The organism is Bacillus sp. HU-1818, from assembly GCF_022695965.1.
GTDB classification, from domain to species: Bacteria; Bacillota; Bacilli; order Bacillales; family Bacillaceae; genus Bacillus; species Bacillus atrophaeus.
Genome location: NZ_JAAPBE010000001.1, coordinates 365262 through 383701 on the forward strand (window position 1 = coordinate 365262; position 18440 = coordinate 383701).

Annotated in this window: 16 protein-coding genes and 1 other annotated feature; all 16 genes read right to left on the minus strand. The window is 45.9% G+C overall.

Features of this window, described 5'->3' with window-relative positions:
* Positions 1–66 precede the first annotated feature (66 nt).
* The 16 genes from pyrE to GXP75_RS01660 all read right to left on the minus strand — a co-directional run bounded on the left by pyrE (position 67) and on the right by GXP75_RS01660 (position 18434).
* Positions 67–699 carry an orotate phosphoribosyltransferase gene (gene pyrE / locus GXP75_RS01585; RefSeq protein ID WP_313897112.1) on the minus strand — a complete coding sequence of 211 codons (633 nt, stop codon included), beginning with the start codon at positions 697–699 and terminating at the stop codon, positions 67–69.
* On the minus strand, positions 696–1415 hold the full coding sequence (gene pyrF, locus GXP75_RS01590) for an orotidine-5'-phosphate decarboxylase (protein ID WP_242556003.1): 720 nt from the start codon (positions 1413–1415) through the stop codon (positions 696–698). Before pyrF ends, pyrE begins: the two co-directional genes overlap by 4 nt.
* Positions 1384–2319, minus strand: coding sequence for a dihydroorotate dehydrogenase (locus tag GXP75_RS01595; RefSeq protein ID WP_242556004.1), 936 nt, complete (start codon positions 2317–2319; stop codon positions 1384–1386). The genes pyrF and GXP75_RS01595 overlap by 32 nt, the downstream gene beginning before the upstream one ends.
* Positions 2319–3089, minus strand: coding sequence for a dihydroorotate dehydrogenase electron transfer subunit (locus tag GXP75_RS01600; RefSeq protein ID WP_214914680.1), 771 nt, complete (start codon positions 3087–3089; stop codon positions 2319–2321). The genes GXP75_RS01595 and GXP75_RS01600 overlap by 1 nt, the downstream gene beginning before the upstream one ends.
* Positions 3086–6301, minus strand: coding sequence for a carbamoyl-phosphate synthase (glutamine-hydrolyzing) large subunit (gene carB / locus GXP75_RS01605; RefSeq protein WP_214914682.1), 3216 nt, complete (start codon positions 6299–6301; stop codon positions 3086–3088). Before carB ends, GXP75_RS01600 begins: the two co-directional genes overlap by 4 nt.
* The gene (locus GXP75_RS01610; protein ID WP_242556005.1) at positions 6286–7380 is read right to left on the minus strand and encodes a carbamoyl phosphate synthase small subunit; all 1095 of its coding nucleotides are present in this window, start codon (positions 7378–7380) and stop codon (positions 6286–6288) included. The genes carB and GXP75_RS01610 overlap by 16 nt, the downstream gene beginning before the upstream one ends.
* The gene (locus tag GXP75_RS01615) at positions 7377–8663 is read right to left on the minus strand and encodes a dihydroorotase (RefSeq protein WP_242556006.1); all 1287 of its coding nucleotides are present in this window, start codon (positions 8661–8663) and stop codon (positions 7377–7379) included. Before GXP75_RS01615 ends, GXP75_RS01610 begins: the two co-directional genes overlap by 4 nt.
* The gene (locus GXP75_RS01620) at positions 8647–9561 is read right to left on the minus strand and encodes an aspartate carbamoyltransferase catalytic subunit (RefSeq protein WP_242556007.1); all 915 of its coding nucleotides are present in this window, start codon (positions 9559–9561) and stop codon (positions 8647–8649) included. The genes GXP75_RS01615 and GXP75_RS01620 overlap by 17 nt, the downstream gene beginning before the upstream one ends.
* 153 nt (positions 9562–9714) lie before the next feature.
* Entirely contained in the window at positions 9715–11019 is a 1305-nt protein-coding gene (pyrP, locus tag GXP75_RS01625; protein WP_242556008.1) for a uracil permease PyrP, read from the minus strand.
* A 170-nt stretch (positions 11020–11189) separates the two neighbouring features.
* A complete protein-coding gene (gene pyrR / locus GXP75_RS01630) occupies positions 11190–11735 on the minus strand; it encodes a bifunctional pyrimidine operon transcriptional regulator/uracil phosphoribosyltransferase (protein WP_003329025.1) in 546 nt (181 codons plus the stop codon).
* A gap of 177 nt (positions 11736–11912) precedes the next feature.
* Complete coding sequence (locus GXP75_RS01635; protein WP_242556009.1) at positions 11913–12824, minus strand: RluA family pseudouridine synthase; 912 nt, start codon at positions 12822–12824, stop codon at positions 11913–11915.
* Between the two features lies 1 nt (position 12825).
* Entirely contained in the window at positions 12826–13290 is a 465-nt protein-coding gene (gene lspA, locus GXP75_RS01640) for a signal peptidase II (protein WP_003329027.1), read from the minus strand.
* A 147-nt stretch (positions 13291–13437) separates the two neighbouring features.
* Positions 13438–13812, minus strand: coding sequence for a TraR/DksA family transcriptional regulator (locus GXP75_RS01645; RefSeq protein ID WP_242556010.1), 375 nt, complete (start codon positions 13810–13812; stop codon positions 13438–13440).
* A gap of 146 nt (positions 13813–13958) precedes the next feature.
* Entirely contained in the window at positions 13959–16721 is a 2763-nt protein-coding gene (ileS, locus tag GXP75_RS01650) for an isoleucine--tRNA ligase (RefSeq protein WP_242556011.1), read from the minus strand.
* 55 nt (positions 16722–16776) lie between these two features.
* Positions 16777–17007 (minus strand) — a binding site (T-box leader).
* 61 nt (positions 17008–17068) lie between these two features.
* Positions 17069–17563: a septum site-determining protein DivIVA gene (gene divIVA / locus GXP75_RS01655; RefSeq protein WP_003329030.1), complete on the minus strand. Its 495-nt coding sequence runs from the start codon at positions 17561–17563 to the stop codon at positions 17069–17071.
* Positions 17564–17657: 94 nt separating this feature from the next.
* Entirely contained in the window at positions 17658–18434 is a 777-nt protein-coding gene (locus tag GXP75_RS01660; RefSeq protein WP_106044920.1) for a YlmH family RNA-binding protein, read from the minus strand.
* Positions 18435–18440: the final 6 nt, after the last annotated feature.

The window sequence follows — 18440 nt, forward strand, 5'->3', positions numbered from 1 at the left end:
AAAAACAGGCCAAAGGGCCTGTTTTACCTGCAATTTACTCATGTTTTTTTCAAATGATATGTTTTTTTATTGCTTAATCCAATCTGTTGACTCGGGATTCAATTTCCATGTTTGCAGCTTTTTTAAATCTGCTGAGTAAATTTTTTCATTTTGAAGGGCTACTTCTGTCAGCGTGTCATAGTCTGTCAGTGAATAGTACTGTATCTTTGCTTTTTCAAAGGCTTCACTTGCTTTAGGAAGACCATATGTAAAAATAGATACCACTCCAAGCACGTCACATCCCGCTGCCTGTAAAGCAGCTGCTGCTTCAAGCACGCTGCCTCCTGTAGAAATTAAGTCCTCAATAACTACCGTTTTTTGGCCTTTTTCTACGGCTCCTTCAATTTGGTTTCCTTTGCCGTGGGCTTTCGGCTTGCTTCTCACATAACACATTGGCAGCTTCAGGCGATCAGCGGCCAAGGCGGCATGGGGAATGCCGGCAGTTGCTGTCCCCGCGATCATCTCAGCCTCAGGAAACTGCTGCCGGACAAGCTGAGTAAGGCCTTGGGCCACATCATTTCTCACCTCAGGAAATGACAGAGTGAGACGGTTGTCACAATAAATAGGAGATAAAATGCCGCTTGCCCATGTAAAAGGCTCATTCGGGCGTAAAAATACAGCTTCAATATCTAACAGATGTTTGGCGATGACTTGTTTCATTGACTGATACCCTCCCATTCGAGTCTGATTGTTTCATAAGCTTTTACCGGGTTGTCCGCTTTTGTAATAGACCGCCCGACCACAATGGCGGACGATCCTTTTTCTCTTGCAACGGCGGGCGTCGCCACGCGGACTTGGTCATTTGCGGCATCTTCAGACAACCGAATGCCCGGTGTCACAGTGAGAAATGACGGCGCTACTTGTTCATAAATCGCTCCTGCTTCGTGAACCGAACATACCACGCCGTCCAATCCGCTCTCTTCGGCCTGCTTGCTGTAATGCACAACTGTTTCTAAAAGAGGATTTTTAATCAAAAGTTCTTCTTTCAGCATGTGTTCTGATGTACTTGTCAGCTGGGTAACCGCGATAAGTGACGGGCGTTTTTTGCCTGATGCCGTCCCTTCTTCCAATCCCTCAACTGCGGCTTCCATCATCTTTTTGCCGCCGGCCGCATGAACATTGACGAGGTCTACCCCAAGACCGGCCAGCCGTTTCATTGCTTTATTTACAGTAGTCGGAATGTCATGGAGCTTTAAATCTAAGAACAGCTCGCAATTGCGTTCTTTCAGAAGCTTAATAATACGCGGCCCTTCTTGATAAAAAAGTTCCATTCCAACCTTCACAAACAGCTGTTCATTGTGAAAGGGCTGTAAAAAGGCCAATGTTTCTTCTGCTGTGGCGAAATCAAGCGCGATGATAGGCAGGTTTTTGTTCATTCCTCCAGCTCCTTCCAATACATTCTTTCACTGATTGATATCCGTATTTCTGTAAAACATCAGGGAGCCGCCCGATGATTTCCGGACATGCAAAAGGATTTACAAAGTTGGCCGTTCCGACAGCAACAGCGCTGGCTCCTGCCAGAAGGAATTCAAACGCGTCTTCAGCTGTCTGAACGCCTCCCATTCCAATAATCGGAATATTGACGGCCTGACTGACCTCATATACCATCCGAATCGCTACGGGTTTTACCGCAGGACCTGAAAGCCCTCCCGTTTTATTGGCTAAAATCGGCTGGCCTGTTTTTAAATCGAGCCTCATACCGATTAAAGTGTTAATCATAGTAAGACCGTCAGCCCCAGCCTCTTCAATCGCAACCGCAATTTCTGCGATGTTGGCGACATTTGGGGAAAGCTTCACATAGACAGGCACTTGGGAAACTTTTTTTACCGCCTTTGTCAATTCCGCGGCCATTGCCGGGTTTGTTCCAAAGGCGATTCCGCCGGTTTTTACGTTCGGACAGGAAATATTCAGTTCAAGCGCATTTACATTAGGGGCTTTGCTGATTTGCTCCGCCACTTCAACATAATCTTCAACTTGAGAACCGGCCACATTTGCAATGATAGGTGTATCAAATTGTTCAAGCCAGGTCAGCTCGTTGTGTAAAACGCTTTCGAGACCCGGGTTTTGCAGACCAATCGCATTGAGCATGCCAGCGCCTGTTTCGGCAACCCTAGGAGTAGGATTTCCGAAACGCGGCTCCTTTGTCGTTGCTTTGATCATAATCGCTCCGAGACAAGATAAATCATAAAATCGGGCGTATTCTTTACCAAAACCGAAACAGCCTGAAGCCGGTATGATGGGATTTTTCAATTGAAGCCCCGGCAATTCCACCTTTAACATTACAGCGCCACCTCCTGAGCTTTAAATACCGGACCGTCAAGACAGACCTTCACATATGATGTCTCGCTCTCGTTTGTATGGCACACGCAGGCAAAGCACGCCCCGATTCCGCAGCCCATCCGTTCTTCCATTGAAAGATAAACCTCTTTATGGGCGTATTCTTGCTTTAATGCCTTCAGCATTGGTGTGGGACCGCAGCTGAGAAGAACGTCAAATTCGAGATTTTGCTCCCTGATTACATCGGTCACATAACCTTTTGTTCCATGAGTCCCGTCGGCTGTCGCTATATACGTGTCTCCGTATCGCCGGCATTCCTCTTCATAAAATACATCCTTAGCTGATTGGAAGCCCAAAACGTGAACCACCTTTACGCCTTTTTGTTTCAAGCGTTTTGACAGCTCTTGGAGAGGCGGGACTCCGACGCCTCCTCCTACTAATAAAGCTGTTTTTCCGGCTTCGATTTCGTTAACGGGAAATCCGTTGCCTAAAGGGCCAAGGACATCCACACGGTCTTCTTGCTGCTTTAAAGACAAAAGCCCCGTCCCTTCTCCGTCTTTTCGGTAAATAATCGTTACTTCATTTCTCTCTGTATCAACATCAGCAATACTGATAGGTCTTCTTAAAAGCGGAGTCACCGCTTCGCTCACTTTAAGGTGCAGGAATTGCCCGGGCGTTGTAAACGTCTGGACAAGATCCCCTTTCAGCACCATTTGATAGATTCGGTCTGCAACTTCTTCATTGGAACGAACGGTTAAATACGCTTTTTTCATATCGAGATTGCCGCCTCCTGGTTAGTGTTGACCGCCGGCATATGATCCGCCCGGAACGTCATGCTTTCTAATACTCGCAAGATGGCTTCTGCTGTGTCTAAAGATGTTAGGCAGGCAACGCCGTTTTCCACTGATTCACGTCTGATTCTGAATCCGTCTCTTGCCGGCTGCTTTCCTTTTGTGAGCGTATTGATGACAAATTGCGCTTCTCCGCTTCTTATGACATCAAGAAGATTCGGCCCGTCCTGACCAATTTTCCCTACAACCTTCGAAGGGATGGACGCATTTTTTAAATAACCTGCCGTTCCTTCCGTCGCCAAAATGTTGTAGCCGATCGCGTGGAAGCGCTTCGCGATGGCAAGCCCTTCTTCTTTGTCTTTATCCGCTACGGTTAAGAGAACGGAACCATAGTTAGGAATTTGAATGCCTGAGGCGATTAGACCTTTGTACAGCGCCTTTTCCACTGTAGAATCTTTGCCCATGACCTCACCTGTTGACTTCATTTCAGGGCCGAGTGTAATGTCGACTCTTCTCAGCTTCGCGAAGGAGAACACCGGCACTTTTACATATACGCCTTGTTGTTCCGGCTGAAGCCCCTGTTTGTAGCCAAACTCATCCAGTTTTTGTCCGAGAATAACTTTTGTTGCAAGATTCGCCATCGGAATTCCGGTGATTTTGCTCAAAAACGGAACAGTTCTGCTTGATCTCGGATTGACTTCGAGAACATATACTTCGCCTTTTGAAAGAACGAATTGAATATTGAGTAGCCCGACAATATTGAGTCCTTTAGCCAATGCGATGGTATATTGTTCGATTTTTTTCTTAATGTCTTCCGCCAGAGATTGCGGAGGATAAACAGCAATTGAATCGCCCGAATGGACCCCTGCGCGCTCGATGTGCTCCATGATTCCCGGAATCACAACCGTTTCGCCGTCAGATACCGCATCCACTTCAATTTCTTTGCCCGTCAAATATCTATCTATTAATACCGGGTGCTGCGGATTGATTTTTACTGCATTTTTCATGTAATGAAGAAGCTCTTCTTCGTGGTAGACAATTTCCATTGCCCGGCCGCCAAGCACGTAAGAAGGGCGGACGAGAACCGGATAACCGATATCGCTTGCGATTTTCACCGCTTGTTCAACTGAGGTCGCTGTTTTGCCTAGCGGCTGCGGCACTTGCAATGTTTCCAGCGCCTGTTCGAATTTATCCCGGTCTTCCGCACGATCCAAGTCTTCCAGTGATGTTCCGAGAATTTTCACCCCGCGGTTTGATAGCTCATCAGCAAGATTGATCGCTGTTTGCCCGCCGAATTGCACCACAACTCCCAGCGGCTGCTCGAGATCAATGATATGCATGACATCTTCTGCAGTCAGCGGCTCAAAATAAAGCTTATCCGAAATACTGAAATCCGTTGATACGGTTTCCGGATTATTATTCACGATAATCGCTTCATAGCCCGCCTGCTTGATTGCCCAGACAGAATGCACGGTCGCATAATCGAATTCCACGCCTTGTCCGATGCGAATCGGCCCAGACCCGAGAACAACAACACTTTTCTTCGGTGTCACGACTGATTCATTCTCTTCCTCGTATGTGCTGTAGAAGTAAGGCGTTTCAGATTCGAACTCAGCCGCACATGTGTCAACCATTTTGAAAACCGGTGTGATTGCGCCTTGTTTTCTTAAGCTGTAAAGCTCTGCTTCCGGCATATTCCATTCACGGCTGATATACTGGTCGGAGAAACCAAGCTCTTTTGCTGTTTTTAATACATCCAGGCTGCCGGCATTTGCTTTCAGCTCTTTTTCAAACTCGACAATACCGAAGAGTTTATGCAAATAAAACACGTCGATGGCAGAGAATTCATGAAGCTGTTCGACTGTGTAGCCTCTTCTGTATGCTTCGGCAAGATAGAATAAACGTTCATCTCCCGCCTTTTTAATCCGTTTTTCCAGCAGCTCGTTCGAAATATCTGCCGCATCCTTCAATTCAAGGTGGTGGACATCAGCTTCAAGTGATCGGACGGCTTTCAGTAACGATTCCTCAAGTGTGCGGCCGATCGCCATCACTTCTCCTGTCGCCTTCATTTGTGTGCCGAGTCTTCTGTTTGCCGATTCAAACTTGTCAAAAGGCCAGCGCGGAATCTTAGAGACGACATAATCAAGAGCAGGTTCGAATGCCGCATATGTTTTTCCTGTAACCGGGTTCATCATTTCATCCAAGGAAAGGCCGACTGCGATTTTAGCTGCAAGTTTTGCGATCGGATAGCCGGTTGCTTTTGATGCCAGCGCTGACGAACGGCTGACCCTCGGGTTCACTTCAATGATGTAGTATTGGAAGCTGTCCGGATCTAAAGCAAGCTGCACGTTACATCCGCCTTCAATACCGAGCGCGCGAATCAGTTTTAATGATACGTTTCGCAGAAGCTGATATTCGCGGTCGCTGAGTGTTTGGCTTGGCGCGACTACTATACTGTCTCCGGTATGGATCCCGACCGGATCAATGTTTTCCATATTACAAACGACTATGGCGTGATCCTGACTGTCTCTCATCACTTCATATTCAATTTCTTTATAGCCGGCAATGCTTTTTTCAAGCAAGCATTGGTGAACAGGACTTAACTTCAAGCCGTTTTCTACAATTTCTTTCAGCTCGATTTCATTGGAGCAGATACCTCCTCCTGTGCCGCCTAATGTATATGCCGGACGCACGATCACCGGGAAGCCGATGCGGCTCACAAAGTCCTCTGCTTCTTTAAACGAGTGGATAATGTCACTTTCCGGAACAGGTTCATTCAGATCATTCATTAACGTTCTGAACAAGTCGCGGTCCTCCGCCTGCTGGATCGCAGAAAGTTTCGTGCCGAGCACTTCTACGCCACACTCTTGCAAGACACCTTGTTCAGATAGTTCGACAGCCAGGTTTAATCCTGTTTGTCCTCCGAGAGTAGGAAGAATGGCATCAGGGCGTTCTTTTCTGATGATCCTCGTCAGAAATTCAGGTGTAAGCGGTTCAATGTAAACCCGGTCAGCCATTTCCGTGTCCGTCATGATGGTGGCAGGATTTGAATTGACAAGAATAACCTCATAGCCTTCTTCTTTTAAAGCAAGACAAGCCTGCGTACCCGCATAGTCAAATTCTGCTGCTTGGCCGATGATGATCGGACCTGATCCGATTACTAAAATTTTATTAATGTCTACGCGTTTTGGCATACCGCTTCCCCTTCTTTCTCTGTTGTTTCGATCATGTCGATAAATCTGTCAAATAAATGATTCGCATCCTCCGGTCCCGGTGAAGCTTCCGGATGGTATTGCACCGTAAATGCAGGTTTCGTCTTATGCTTTAACCCTTCAATCGTGTCGTCGTTGATGGCGATGTGTGTTACTTCAAGTTCTGTCTGAAGAATGGAGGATACCGTATAGCCGTGATTTTGCGCCGTCAAGGCTACTTTTCCGGTTGCAAGTTCTTTCACCGGATGGTTTGATCCTCTGTGGCCGAATTTCATTTTTTCTGTATCCGCTCCGCATGCCAATGCGAATAATTGGTGGCCAAGGCAGATACCGAACAGCGGAACTTTACCGAGAACGCCTTTAATCATTTCAATCGCTTCCGGGACGTCTTTCGGATCTCCCGGTCCGTTGGAAAGCATGATTCCGTCCGGCTTCAGCTGAAGCACTTCTTCTGCTGTTATGTTATAAGGCACGACGATAACATCGCATTTTCGTTTGTTTAATTCTCTTAATATGCCGTGTTTCATTCCGAAATCCACCAAAACAATCCGTTTGCCGCGCCCAGGACTTGGATATGCCGTTTTCGCGGATACTTGTGCTACTTGATTTCTCGGAAGCTCAGTTTCTTTCAGTCTTTTTTTCACCTCTTCAACCGACTCATCCACTGAAGCAAAGGTTCCTTTTAAAGCGCCTGCTGTGCGAATCATTCGCGTGAGCTTTCTCGTATCAATTCCTTGTAATCCCGGAATGTTTTTCATTTTTAAATATTCATCAAGTGTGTAAGCTGACCGCCAGTTTGAAGGCAGTTCACATAATTCTTTTACAATTAATCCTTTTACAAACGGCGTAATCGATTCAAAATCATCACGATTGATGCCGTAATTGCCGATGAGAGGATAGGTTAATGTGACGATTTGCCCGCAGTAAGAAGGGTCTGACAGGATTTCCTGATAGCCTGTCATTCCTGTGTTAAAAACGACTTCCCCCATGTTTTGTTCTAAGCTCCCAAATGCTTTACCTTCGAACACCGCTCCGTTTTCAAGTACTAATCTTCTGATCATTTGACAAGTCTCCCTTCTTCATAAGCAAGCTTTCCGGCTGCGATCGTTGCGACTGGCCAACCGTAGCAGCTGATACCGTTGAATGGTGTATTTTTTCCTTTTGACAGGAATGTCTCTTTATCAATGTTTGCTTCTCTTTCTAAATCAAATACTGTGATATCTGCAGTTTGGCCGACTTGAAGTGTTCCGTATGGCAGTTTAAATGCTTCGCAAGGCTTTATCGTCATATAATCAACAAGCTGTTTCAGCGACCATTGCCCGTTTTTGACAAAGTGTGTATAAAGAAGCGGGAACGCTGTTTCCAAGCCGACAATACCGAATGGAGCAAGCTTCATTTCCGTGTTTTTCTCTTCTTCTGTATGCGGCGCATGGTCGGTTGCTATAAAGTCGATCGTTCCGTCTAAAAGTCCTTCGATCAGTGCTTCTCTATCTGCCGCACCGCGCAGCGGCGGGTTCATTTTATAGTTTGTGTCCAGCCCGGGAATGTCTTCATCACAGAGCAGCAAGTGGTGAGGCGTAACCTCCGCCGTTACGCGAATGCCCGCTTTTTTCGCGTCACGAACGACTCGGACGGATTCTTTCGTACTGATATGGCATACATGATAGTGGCAATTCGCCGCTTCTGCTAAAAGAATGTCGCGGGCGATATGAACCGATTCACACACAGAAGGAATGCCGTTTAGCCCGTTTGCTTTCGAGAAGGAGCCTTCATGGACGCTGCCTCCGTAAATTAAGGAGTTATCCTCGCAATGCGCGACAATCGCTTTGTCAATGGCAGCTGCACGTTTCATCGCTTCATACATCATTCCTGCTGTCTGTATACCGACGCCGTCATCTGTAAAGGCAAATGCACCGGCTTGTTTCAACTCTTCAAAATTTGTCATTTCATCGCCGATTTGTCTGATCGTAATAGAAGCGTAAGGAAGAACTCTGACAGAAGACGTCTCTTGAATGCGGTTTTGCACCCATTCCATTTGCTCCTTCGTATCAGGGACCGGACGTGTATTCGGCATCGCCGCTACTGTTGTAAAGCCGCCGCGCGCTGCTGCTTTTGCTCCTGTTTTAATGGTTTCTTTTTTCTCTCCGCCCGGCTCTCTGAAGTGAACGTGAAGATCCACCAGTCCCGGTGATACGAATAAACCGTTTGCGTCAATGACTGTTTCGCCTTCTTTTACTTCCAGCTTTCCGATTTCTGAAATTTTTTCTCCCGTTACCCGAATATCCTGTTCTATTTTTTCACCATTTCCACCTATTACCCAGCCGTTTTTAATGAGATATGACATAATTTGCTTCTCCCCTTTTCACATTTGTTTCAAGCGCTCTTTTTAAAACTGCCATTCTGATAAACACGCCATTTTCCATTTGCCTGAAGATTCTTGATTTTTTTGATTCTACTAATTCAGGATCTATCTCCACTCCCCTGTTGACGGGTGCGGGATGCATGATGATCGCATGTTGCTGCATGTTTTCCGCCCTTTCCATCGTCAAACCGAACCTTTTCAAATAGTCTTCTTGACTGACAGCGGACTGATGTCTTTCATTTTGAATGCGGAGCAGCATGACAACATCTGAAGACTTTATCGCTTCGTCAGTTGAAACATACTTGCCGAATGGATTTTGTTCATCCTGCCACTCAGCCGGACCAGAGAAAAGAACGCGCGCACCGAGCCTTGTTAATACTTCCGCATTCGATCTTGCGACTCTGCTGTGCTTAATATCACCGTGGATGGAAACAGTCAAGTCTTTAAAACAATTGAACTCTTCATTGATGGTCATTAAATCAAGCAATGATTGGGTTGGATGCTGACCGCAGCCGTCCCCCGCATTTAAAATTGGTATATTCACCCGGCCGATGAGCTCCTTATAATACTCGTCTTCGCTATGCCTGATCACACATGCGTCTACTCCGATGGATTCAAGCGTTCTGATCGTGTCATAAAGTGTCTCGCCTTTTTGCACGCTTGTGCTCGTTCCGTCAAGGTTCAGCACGTTCATGCCCAGTTTCTTTTCCGCTACCTCAAAGCTGAATCGTGTTCTTGTACTTGGTTCAAAAAACAAATTAGCAATGAATTTCCCTGCAAGGTGGGTGTCTGTTTTTCCATTTTTGAGCGCTTTGGCTTCATAAATCAGGTTTTCAATCTCCGCAAGGCTTAATTCACTCATTGTCGTTAAATGATTCATTTTCTTTCCCCTTTCGTTTCAACTTTAAGGCCGTAAAAAAACCCCGGTCTGTTGACAGACTCGGGGTGCGGTTAAATAGAGGAGGAGCGTGCAGCTTTCTTCTCTTCATAACCCTTCCAAGCCTCTCTGGACTTTCATTAAAAGGTTTTCTTATCAATGATTTTGGTCGGCGGTGTCCGCCTGTTCTTCTTTTGCGTCCGGAAGGATAAGATTTAAGATGACTCCGACGATAGCCGCCAGCGCCATACCTGACACCTGGAATCCTCCCTCAGACACTTGAATGAATGCTCCGCCTACACCTATAACCAAAATGACGGATGTGATAATAAGATTTCGGTTGTTCTCATAATCAATTTTGTTGTCGATCAGCATTCTCAGACCGCTTGAAGCAATGATGCCGAACAGCAGGAAGGACACGCCTCCCATGACAGCTGAGGGAACCGAACTGATCAGCGCGGAAATTTTTCCGATAAAACCGAAGCAGAGCGCAATCACTGCCGCGCCGCCGATAACGAAGACGCTGAATACTCGGGTAATCGCCAAGACGCCGATGTTTTCGCCGTATGTCGTTGTTGGCGGGCCGCCGATCATAGAGGCGATAATTGTCGCCGCGCTGTCGCCCATGATAGAGCGGTGCAGTCCCGGCTTTTTAATAAAGTCTTGTCCGACAACCTTGCTCAGCACCATTTGATGCCCGATATGCTCAGACATGGTAACAAAGGCCACCGGCACCATAGCCGCGATGATTCCGAGCGTGACAGACGGCGTATAGTCCTTGAAAGGAATGATAAATTCCGGCACTGCGAACCATTTTGCATCAATGACCGGCTGAAAGTTGACAATACCTTGAGTCAGCGCGAACAAATATCCGCCGATAATTCCGATCAGCACAGGAATCAGGCTAAGGAATCCCCTTAGGTAGATGGCGCATATGATAGTGATCCCCAAGGTGACGCCAGCTACACTGAAATGCTTTAAGCTGTATTGAAGTTCACTTGCGTTCGGATCAGCATACATTGCCATGTTTACCGCCGTGCCGGCAAGGCCAAGCCCAATGACGATGATGACAGGTCCGACGACCACAGGAGGGAGAAGCTTCATAAGCCAGCCGGTTCCGAGCTGTCGGATCATCAAGGCAATCAGTCCGTACACAATTCCCGCCAAGAAGGCGCCGACCATTGCTGCGCCCGGCCCGCCCGTTGCTTTCACCAGTATAATCGGTGAAATAAAAGCGAAGGATGAACCGAGATAAGCCGGTATTTGTCCCTTCGTAATCAGCAGATATGCAAGCGTTCCAATTCCGCTCGTGACCAGCGCGACTGCCGGGCTCATTCCGACAAGCTTCGGCACAAGTATAGTGGAACCGAACATCGCAAACAAGTGCTGCAGGCTGAAAGTCAGCCATGAAAAAGGTTTTGGTACATCCCTAACGCTTAAGTTTACTTTTTTCTTACTCATGACAATTTCCTCCTGATAGAAGCCTTCGTTGTAGGATGACTCAAATTCTTTATATTAAAAAACCTCTTTGCTTTTTTTGCGCAAAGAGGTATACAAAGCCGGCCGCTTTCGTCGTTCGGCTTTGTTTACACCTCTTTGCAAACTCACTGGATTGCATTTAAAAAGGTATGCTATTCATTTTCATAAATGGCTACAAGGTCTGTTTCGTCGACTTCATGGAGCTGTACCATAACCTTTTCAGCCTTTGAGGTCGGAATATTTTTGCCGATATAATCAGCTCGGATCGGCAGCTCTCTATGCCCTCTGTCTACCAGCACGGCGAGCTGGACGGAAGACGGCCGGCCTACATCAACAAGCGCGTCCATCGCTGCTCTGACGGTTCTTCCTGTATACAGCACATCATCGACAACGATCACTTTTTGATCCGTAATATCAATCGGTATGTCGGCCCCTTTGACAAGCGGCTCTTCATTGCTCGTTTTTTTTGATAAGTCATCGCGATACAGCGTAATATCAATTTCCCCGACTGTCACAGCGTTTCCTTCTATCTGTTCGATTCGTTCGGCGAGGCGCTTCGCTAAGTAAATGCCTCTTGTCTTAATGCCGACAAGAATACAGTTATTCATTCCTTTATTGCGTTCAATCATTTCATGGGCGATTCTTGTCAAGGCTCGTCTTATCGCCTGTTCATCAAGAATAACAGCTTTCTGATTCATTTGCAGACACCTCACAATTCATTAAAAAACCCCTCTTGCCAGGGCAGAGAGGGGTTTAAGGGCAAACTGCGTGATGATACACGCATCCTGACCTATCCGTTATCCTTCTCAGCCTCTCTGGACTGTGTTAAAGAATCTATTCAACTTCGTTTATTATTTCAGAAAAGAATTCAACTGTCAATGACTTTTCCTTAAATTTTCGATAAGTTTCGTCATATCATCCGGAAGCGGCGCTTCAAATTCAATGTATTTGTCTGTTCTTGGGTGCTGGAAACCTAAAATACCCGCATGGAGAGCCTGACCGTTAAAGTCAATTGTTTTTCTCGGTCCGTATTTTGGGTCTCCCGCTAAAGGAAAACCGATATATTTCATATGAACGCGAATTTGATGGGTTCTGCCCGTTTCAAGCTGGCACTCCACCAAGGTAAAATCCTGAAAGCGTTCAAGGACATGAAAATGGGTAACGGCATTTTTGCCTTCCCGCACGACCGTCATGCTTTGGCGGTCCTTTTTGTCTCTTCCGATAGGTGCATCAATCGTCCCGTCATCATGCGATATAATTCCGTGAACAACAGCCATATACTTGCGGGTAACTGTTTTATGAACCAGCTGATTCACAAGTGATTCATGCGCCATATCGTTTTTTGCAACCATTAATAAACCTGAAGTGTCCTTATCAATGCGGTGAACAATTCCCGGACGCATCACACCGTTAATTCCCGAAAGGTCTTTACAGTGCGCCATCAGTCCATTTACAAGTGTTCCCGTTACGTGGCCCGGGGCCGGATGCACGACCATCCCCCTCGGTTTGTTTACAACCAGAACATCCTGATCCTCATAATAAATGTCCAGGTCCATCGGCTCAGCAAGCACATCAAGCGCTTCCGGCTCCGGCACCGTAACCTTCACCTGATCACCAGGCTGCATCTTATAATTGGCTTTCACCGGGCTGCCGTTGACTTTGATATGCCCATCCTTTACCCATTGCTGAACCTGGGTTCTCGACCAGTCTTTCTCAGCAGAAGCCAGAAATTTATCAATCCGCTCACTCTTTTGTTCCGGCAAAGCGGTTATCTCAAATTGATCCATGCTATTGCTCCTTCTTCTTTTTCCCGCTGTCTAACAGCATTTGTATAAATAAAAGCACAACGCCGACACACAAAGAGGAATCTGCGATATTAAAAATAGGATAATTGTAATTTACGATGATGACATGAATGAAATCCACGACTTCTTGTCTGACGGCCCGGTCAATAAAATTGCCGATTGCTCCCCCAAGCATTAATCCGAGAGAAATGCCGAGAAGCTTCTGCCCCTTGGTATAGCGCTGTATGTAATAAACAATCCCGATAATAACTGCAACCGTGATTAAATAAAAAAACCACATCTGACCGGCTAAAATGCCCCAAGCGGCCCCCGTATTGCGGTGGGATGTAATATAGAACACATGATCAATCACCGGGACGCTCTGCCCGAGTTCCATATTTTTCACGACAAGCCATTTTGTCAATTGATCGGCTAAGATAATAAGAAGTGCGATAACGTAATACAGCACAAACGTTCCTCCATTGTCCGGTTACTTTAATCCTTTATGCATTTTATCAATAAAAAGCCCAGGAGTAAAGGAATATCCGCTTGCCATCAGGCGCTGTGAGCGTGCTGAATTGATTGTTGTAAGATTTGTGCGATTTTTTAGGCGCTGTTATTCATACAGCGCCTGATCATATTCTATATCACTTGCTTTCCATAGCGGCAGCGTTTTTTTTTCAAATTGGACAGAATAAAGAAAGTCGTCTGCTGTTCGGGCTGTGGGAAGAACAGCCAGTTTAGAAAGCGGGATCGGTGCCCCTGTCGCTTCACAGCAGCCAAACGTTCCTGACTCGAATTTTGACAAGGCGAGAAGGACATCTTGCAGTTCTTCTTTAATGTGGTAGATCAGAGTTGCTTTTTGATTATCATTGATTGGGGATTCGGCGGCTGCAGAAACCTGAAAGCAAGAATACTCAAATAATCTTGTCTGTAATTCTTCTTTCATCAGAAGAAGTTCCGTATAAATTGCGGTCAGCTGATCATTCATCCATCACAACTCCTGCTCATAACGTAATACCTATATTGTTGCCCGGGAGCCTTCAAATGAAGCACATAAGATTTTTCCTTTCGTTCTAATCCATGTCAGCTTTGGTATACAAAAAACGCCCGGCATGCGCCGGACGTTTTGACTGATTATTTCTGATAGTACTTTTCAACAATTTCCGCATTGCGGAGCGATAATGTTGGGTATTTCGGATTGGCGCCCACATCTTTTGAGATGACGCGGGACCGTTCACACATTTCACCCTCTGCTTTTTCTACGACGATTTTGCCTGAGTCAAAGCTCTGAGCATCAGCCGGCGCTTCCTGTTCACTGATCGTCAGTTCAGAAACGATAAACAGCTGTTTCACATCCTCTTTGATCGCAGACAATAGTTCTTGTGAAGCTTTATTCGGATAAAGTGTCAAACTGGCTTCCATTGACTTGCCGATTATCTTTTCATTCCGGGCTGTTTCAAGCGCTTTTAAGACATCATTCCGCAGTTCCATAAAACGGTCAAATTTTTCTTCTACCGCTTCACCATTAGGAATTGCGACAGCTTCCGGCATATCAGTCAGCTGAACGCTCTGTTCCTCGACAAATGTGAGGTGCGCCCATAATTCGTCTGTCGTATGCGGCAAAATCGGCGCAGTCAGCTTCGCTAATGCAAGAAGGGTTTCATAGAAAACCGTCTGCATGCTCCGTCTGTCCGGATGATCTGCATGCTCAATGTAGACGACGTCTTTTGCAAAGTCTAGGTAGAATGAACTTAATTCTACGGTACAGAAATTATGGATACTGTGATAAACGACCGCAAATTCATATTCATCGTACGCTTTTTTCACTTTATCAATCAGTTTGTTCAGTTTCACCAAGATGTATTGGTCCACTTCACGAAGATCTTCTACAGCAACGGCATTGGCTTTCGGGTCGAAATCAAACAGGTTGCCATGCAGGAAACGGAACGTGTTGCGGATTTTTCTGTATACTTCGGCGACTTGCTTTAAGATCGCGTCAGATACACGAACGTCAGCCTGATAATCGACAGAAGATACCCATAATCTTAAAATATCGGCTCCAAGCTGCTTCATTACTTTTGCAGGAACTACGACGTTTCCGATTGATTTACTCATCTTGCGGCCTTCTCCGTCAAGAGCAAATCCATGGCTCAAAACACCTTTGTAAGGCGATTGGCCTGTTACGGCAACTGCGGTTGAAAGCGATGAGTTGAACCAGCCGCGATATTGGTCTGAGCCTTCAAGGTAAAGGTCAGCCGGACGGACAAGATCGTCGCGTTCTTCAAGCACCGCCTGATGGGAGGAACCTGAATCAAACCAAACATCCATAATATCCTGTTCTTTGGTAAACTTGCCGTTCGGGCTGCCAGGGTGTGTAAACCCTTCTGGAAGAAGATCTTTCGCTTCTTTTTCAAACCAAATGTTAGAACCGTGCTCTCTGAATAGTGCGGATACATGCTCGATTGTTTCATCTGTAATGATCGGCTCGCCATTTTCAGCATAGAATACCGGGATCGGAACGCCCCATGCGCGCTGTCTGGAAATACACCAGTCTCCGCGGTCACGAACCATATTGTGCAAGCGCTGTTCGCCCCATTCAGGAACCCATTTTGTTTCTTTAATCGCGTCAAGCAGGTCTGTTCTGAAATCTTTAATGGACGCAAACCATTGCGCGGTCGCTCTGAAGATTGTCGGTTTTTTCGTTCTCCAATCATGCGGATAAGAGTGCGTAATGAATTCAAGATTCATTAACGCGCCTTTTTCTTCAAGCTGCTGAGTGATTGCTTTGTTTGCATCATCATAGAACATACCTTCAAAACCAGGCGCTTCACTTGTCATAACACCTTTTTCATCAACCGGGCAAAGCACGTCTAAGCCGTATTTTTGGCCAACGATAAAGTCATCTTCCCCGTGACCCGGCGCTGTATGAACACAGCCTGTTCCAGCATCTGTCGTCACGTGGTCACCAAGCATAACGAGAGAATCTCTGCCATAAAGCGGGTGTTCCGCAACAATATTCTCGAGTTCTTTACCTTTCAACGTCTTTAAGACTTCATACTGTTCAAAGCCGCAAGCCGAAGCTACATTTTCAACCAACGCACTTGCTGCGACAAAACGGTCGCCACCGACTGAAATCACGCTGTATTCAAGATCAGGATGCACCGAAATCCCAAGGTTTGCCGGGATCGTCCAAGGCGTTGTTGTCCAAATGATGATGCGCTCTCCGTTTTCAAGCACGCCTTTTCCGTCTTTTACAGCAAAAGCAACGTAAATAGATGCAGAGCGTTTATCTTGATATTCGATCTCCGCTTCAGCCAAAGCCGATTCACTAGAAGGTGACCAGTTAACCGGTTTCAGTCCTTTATAAATGTAGCCGCGTTTCGCCATCTCGCCAAAAACACGGATCTGCTGTGCTTCGTATTCCGGTTTTAACGTTACATATGGGTTTTCCCAGTCGCCGCGGACTCCGAGACGTTTGAATTGCTCACGTTGGCCTTCAATTTGCTGCCAAGCGTATTCTTCACACAGCTTTCGGAATTCAGCAACTGACATTTCCTTACGCTTTACTTTTTTGTTTTTCGTTAACGCCGTTTCGATCGGCAGACCGTGTGTATCCCATCCGGGTACGTAAGGCGCATTGTAGCCGCTCATTGATTTATAACGGACGATAAAATCTTTCAAGATTTTATTGAGGGCGTGGCCCATATGAATATCGCCGTTTGCGTACGGAGGTCCGTCATGCAAAACAAATTTCGGACGATCCTTTGTCCGTTCTTGTACAAGACGGTAAATGTCCTGTTCTTCCCATTGTTTTTGCATCTCAGGTTCGCGGTTTGGCAAATTCCCTCTCATCGGGAAATCTGTCTTTGGCATCAAGAGCGTATCTTTGTAATCCATTTCCATTCCTCCATGAAACAAATTTTTCAGAAAATAAAAAAAGCCCTCTCATCCCATAAGGGACGAGAAAGCTTATCTCGCGGTACCACCCTTTTAGAAGAAACGGGAAACACACGCTTCTTCCTCTCGAGCATCGTAACGTGATGGAACGTCCTTTCTTACTGTCAGTTCAGAAAGGAAACTTAAGGGCTGATCTACATGTCTCCGGCTGTCTCAGGCTTACACCATCCCCGAGTCGCTTCAAAAGCCAAATTGAAACATGACTGTCCCTTTCAATCGTCTTTTCATCTGAATTTATGAACGTATTATATTCGACAAGCTGAGAAAATGTCAAGAAAATCAGAGAATTATTCCTTTTCCTCAAACACCGCGTCCACTTCGTATTCAAGAAGATGATCCCAATCATCGTTCTTCAGAAGGTCAAGCTGGGCTTCGATCAGCATTTGGAAACGTGTTCTGAACACTTTAGACTGCTTTTTCAGCTCTTCGATTTCCATAGCGATTTTTCTTGATTTTGACAAAGATTCGTTGATAATGCGATCTGCGTTTTTTTCTGCTTCCCGAACGATCAGCTTTGCTTCTTTCTGTGAATTGCGCTTTACATCTTCCGCTGCTTCTTGAGCAACCAGGATAGATTTATTAAGCGTTTCTTCAATATTCGCAAAGTGCCCGATTCGTTCATCAAGCTCGTTTACTTTTGCTTCAAGTTCCGTTTTTTTACGGAGAACAATTTCATAATCTTTTCTGACTTGCATGAGGAATTCATTTACTTCATCTTCGTCATATCCGCGAAAACTTTTTGTAAAAGTCTTGTTGTGGATATCATTTGGCGTTAATGGCATAATGCCACCTCCATTTTTACATTTCAGTACAGTTATCTAGTTCACATTATAAAGCAAATTTCGCACAGATGGAGAAAAAAACTGAAAAATCGACTCATTTTTGTTTTTCAAATGTGACTCTCCATTTGTCTTTTTTCGTTTTTCCTTCAATTTTGGTTAAACTGGATCGGCCGAATCCTCTGATGGAAAGCATATCTCCCTCCGCCAGCTGATAGGATGGGTCTTCGACTACCTTCCAATTCACCTTGACCAGGCCGTTTTTCACAAGTGTCAGCGCTTTTTGCCGTGACTGCCTGCTCATTGAAGCGCAAACGGCATCGAGCCTTAAAGAAGAAACTGTGTCATCCCTTATTTCGACATCACGAGCGGGGATTTGAAGGTCTGACAAACTAATTTTCTCAAGATTGACTTTGGCCTTGCCCGCCTGGGTGAGCTGACCTGCGACAAAATCCGCCGTTTCAGCCGTGACGATCAATTGCACAGCCGACTCTGCAAACACCAAATCCCCAAACTTTTGCCGCTTTAAGCCAATTCCCATTAAAGAGCCCAGCAAGGACCGATGATCAATGCTGACAAATTTCTCGGGATAGTGGACCTCAAACGCTTGCAGGCCAAAATCCGCTTCCTCCGGATTTGCATAATCAGGGTATAAAAGAGCCCTTTTCCGTTCAGCTCCGTCATAGCCGCCGAACAAGGCGAGCCCTACAGAATCTGCTTGTCCTATAACAGAGGCTACGATAACCTGCTCACGCGGATCCAAAAAATCGGTCAGTTTCATCCTGTACTGCTCCTGGACGATTCTTTTCCATTCAAGCGCCTGATCAATAAAAGGCTGCTCCTCTTTTCTGAAATGCTGATAAATATCGCTCATCGTCTT

Bases quoted from the DNA above. Each gene is read 5' to 3' on its own strand.
- pyrE (WP_313897112.1), bottom strand. From the start codon at position 699: ATGAAACAAGTCATCGCCAAACATCTGTTAGATATTGAAGCTGTATTT.
- pyrF (WP_242556003.1), bottom strand. From the start codon at position 1,415: ATGAACAAAAACCTGCCTATCATCGCGCTTGATTTCGCCACAGCAGAA.
- GXP75_RS01595 (WP_242556004.1), bottom strand. From the start codon at position 2,319: ATGTTAAAGGTGGAATTGCCGGGGCTTCAATTGAAAAATCCCATCATA.
- GXP75_RS01600 (WP_214914680.1), bottom strand. From the start codon at position 3,089: ATGAAAAAAGCGTATTTAACCGTTCGTTCCAATGAAGAAGTTGCAGAC.
- carB (WP_214914682.1), bottom strand. From the start codon at position 6,301: ATGCCAAAACGCGTAGACATTAATAAAATTTTAGTAATCGGATCAGGT.
- GXP75_RS01610 (WP_242556005.1), bottom strand. From the start codon at position 7,380: ATGATCAGAAGATTAGTACTTGAAAACGGAGCGGTGTTCGAAGGTAAA.
- GXP75_RS01615 (WP_242556006.1), bottom strand. From the start codon at position 8,663: ATGTCATATCTCATTAAAAACGGCTGGGTAATAGGTGGAAATGGTGAA.
- GXP75_RS01620 (WP_242556007.1), bottom strand. From the start codon at position 9,561: ATGAATCATTTAACGACAATGAGTGAATTAAGCCTTGCGGAGATTGAA.
- pyrP (WP_242556008.1), bottom strand. From the start codon at position 11,019: ATGAGTAAGAAAAAAGTAAACTTAAGCGTTAGGGATGTACCAAAACCT.
- pyrR (WP_003329025.1), bottom strand. From the start codon at position 11,735: ATGAATCAGAAAGCTGTTATTCTTGATGAACAGGCGATAAGACGAGCC.
- GXP75_RS01635 (WP_242556009.1), bottom strand. From the start codon at position 12,824: ATGGATCAATTTGAGATAACCGCTTTGCCGGAACAAAAGAGTGAGCGG.
- GXP75_RS01645 (WP_242556010.1), bottom strand. From the start codon at position 13,812: ATGAATGATCAGCTGACCGCAATTTATACGGAACTTCTTCTGATGAAA.
- ileS (WP_242556011.1), bottom strand. From the start codon at position 16,721: ATGGATTACAAAGATACGCTCTTGATGCCAAAGACAGATTTCCCGATG.
- divIVA (WP_003329030.1), bottom strand. From the start codon at position 17,563: ATGCCATTAACGCCAAATGATATCCACAACAAGACTTTTACAAAAAGT.
- GXP75_RS01660 (WP_106044920.1), bottom strand. From the start codon at position 18,434: ATGAGCGATATTTATCAGCATTTCAGAAAAGAGGAGCAGCCTTTTATT.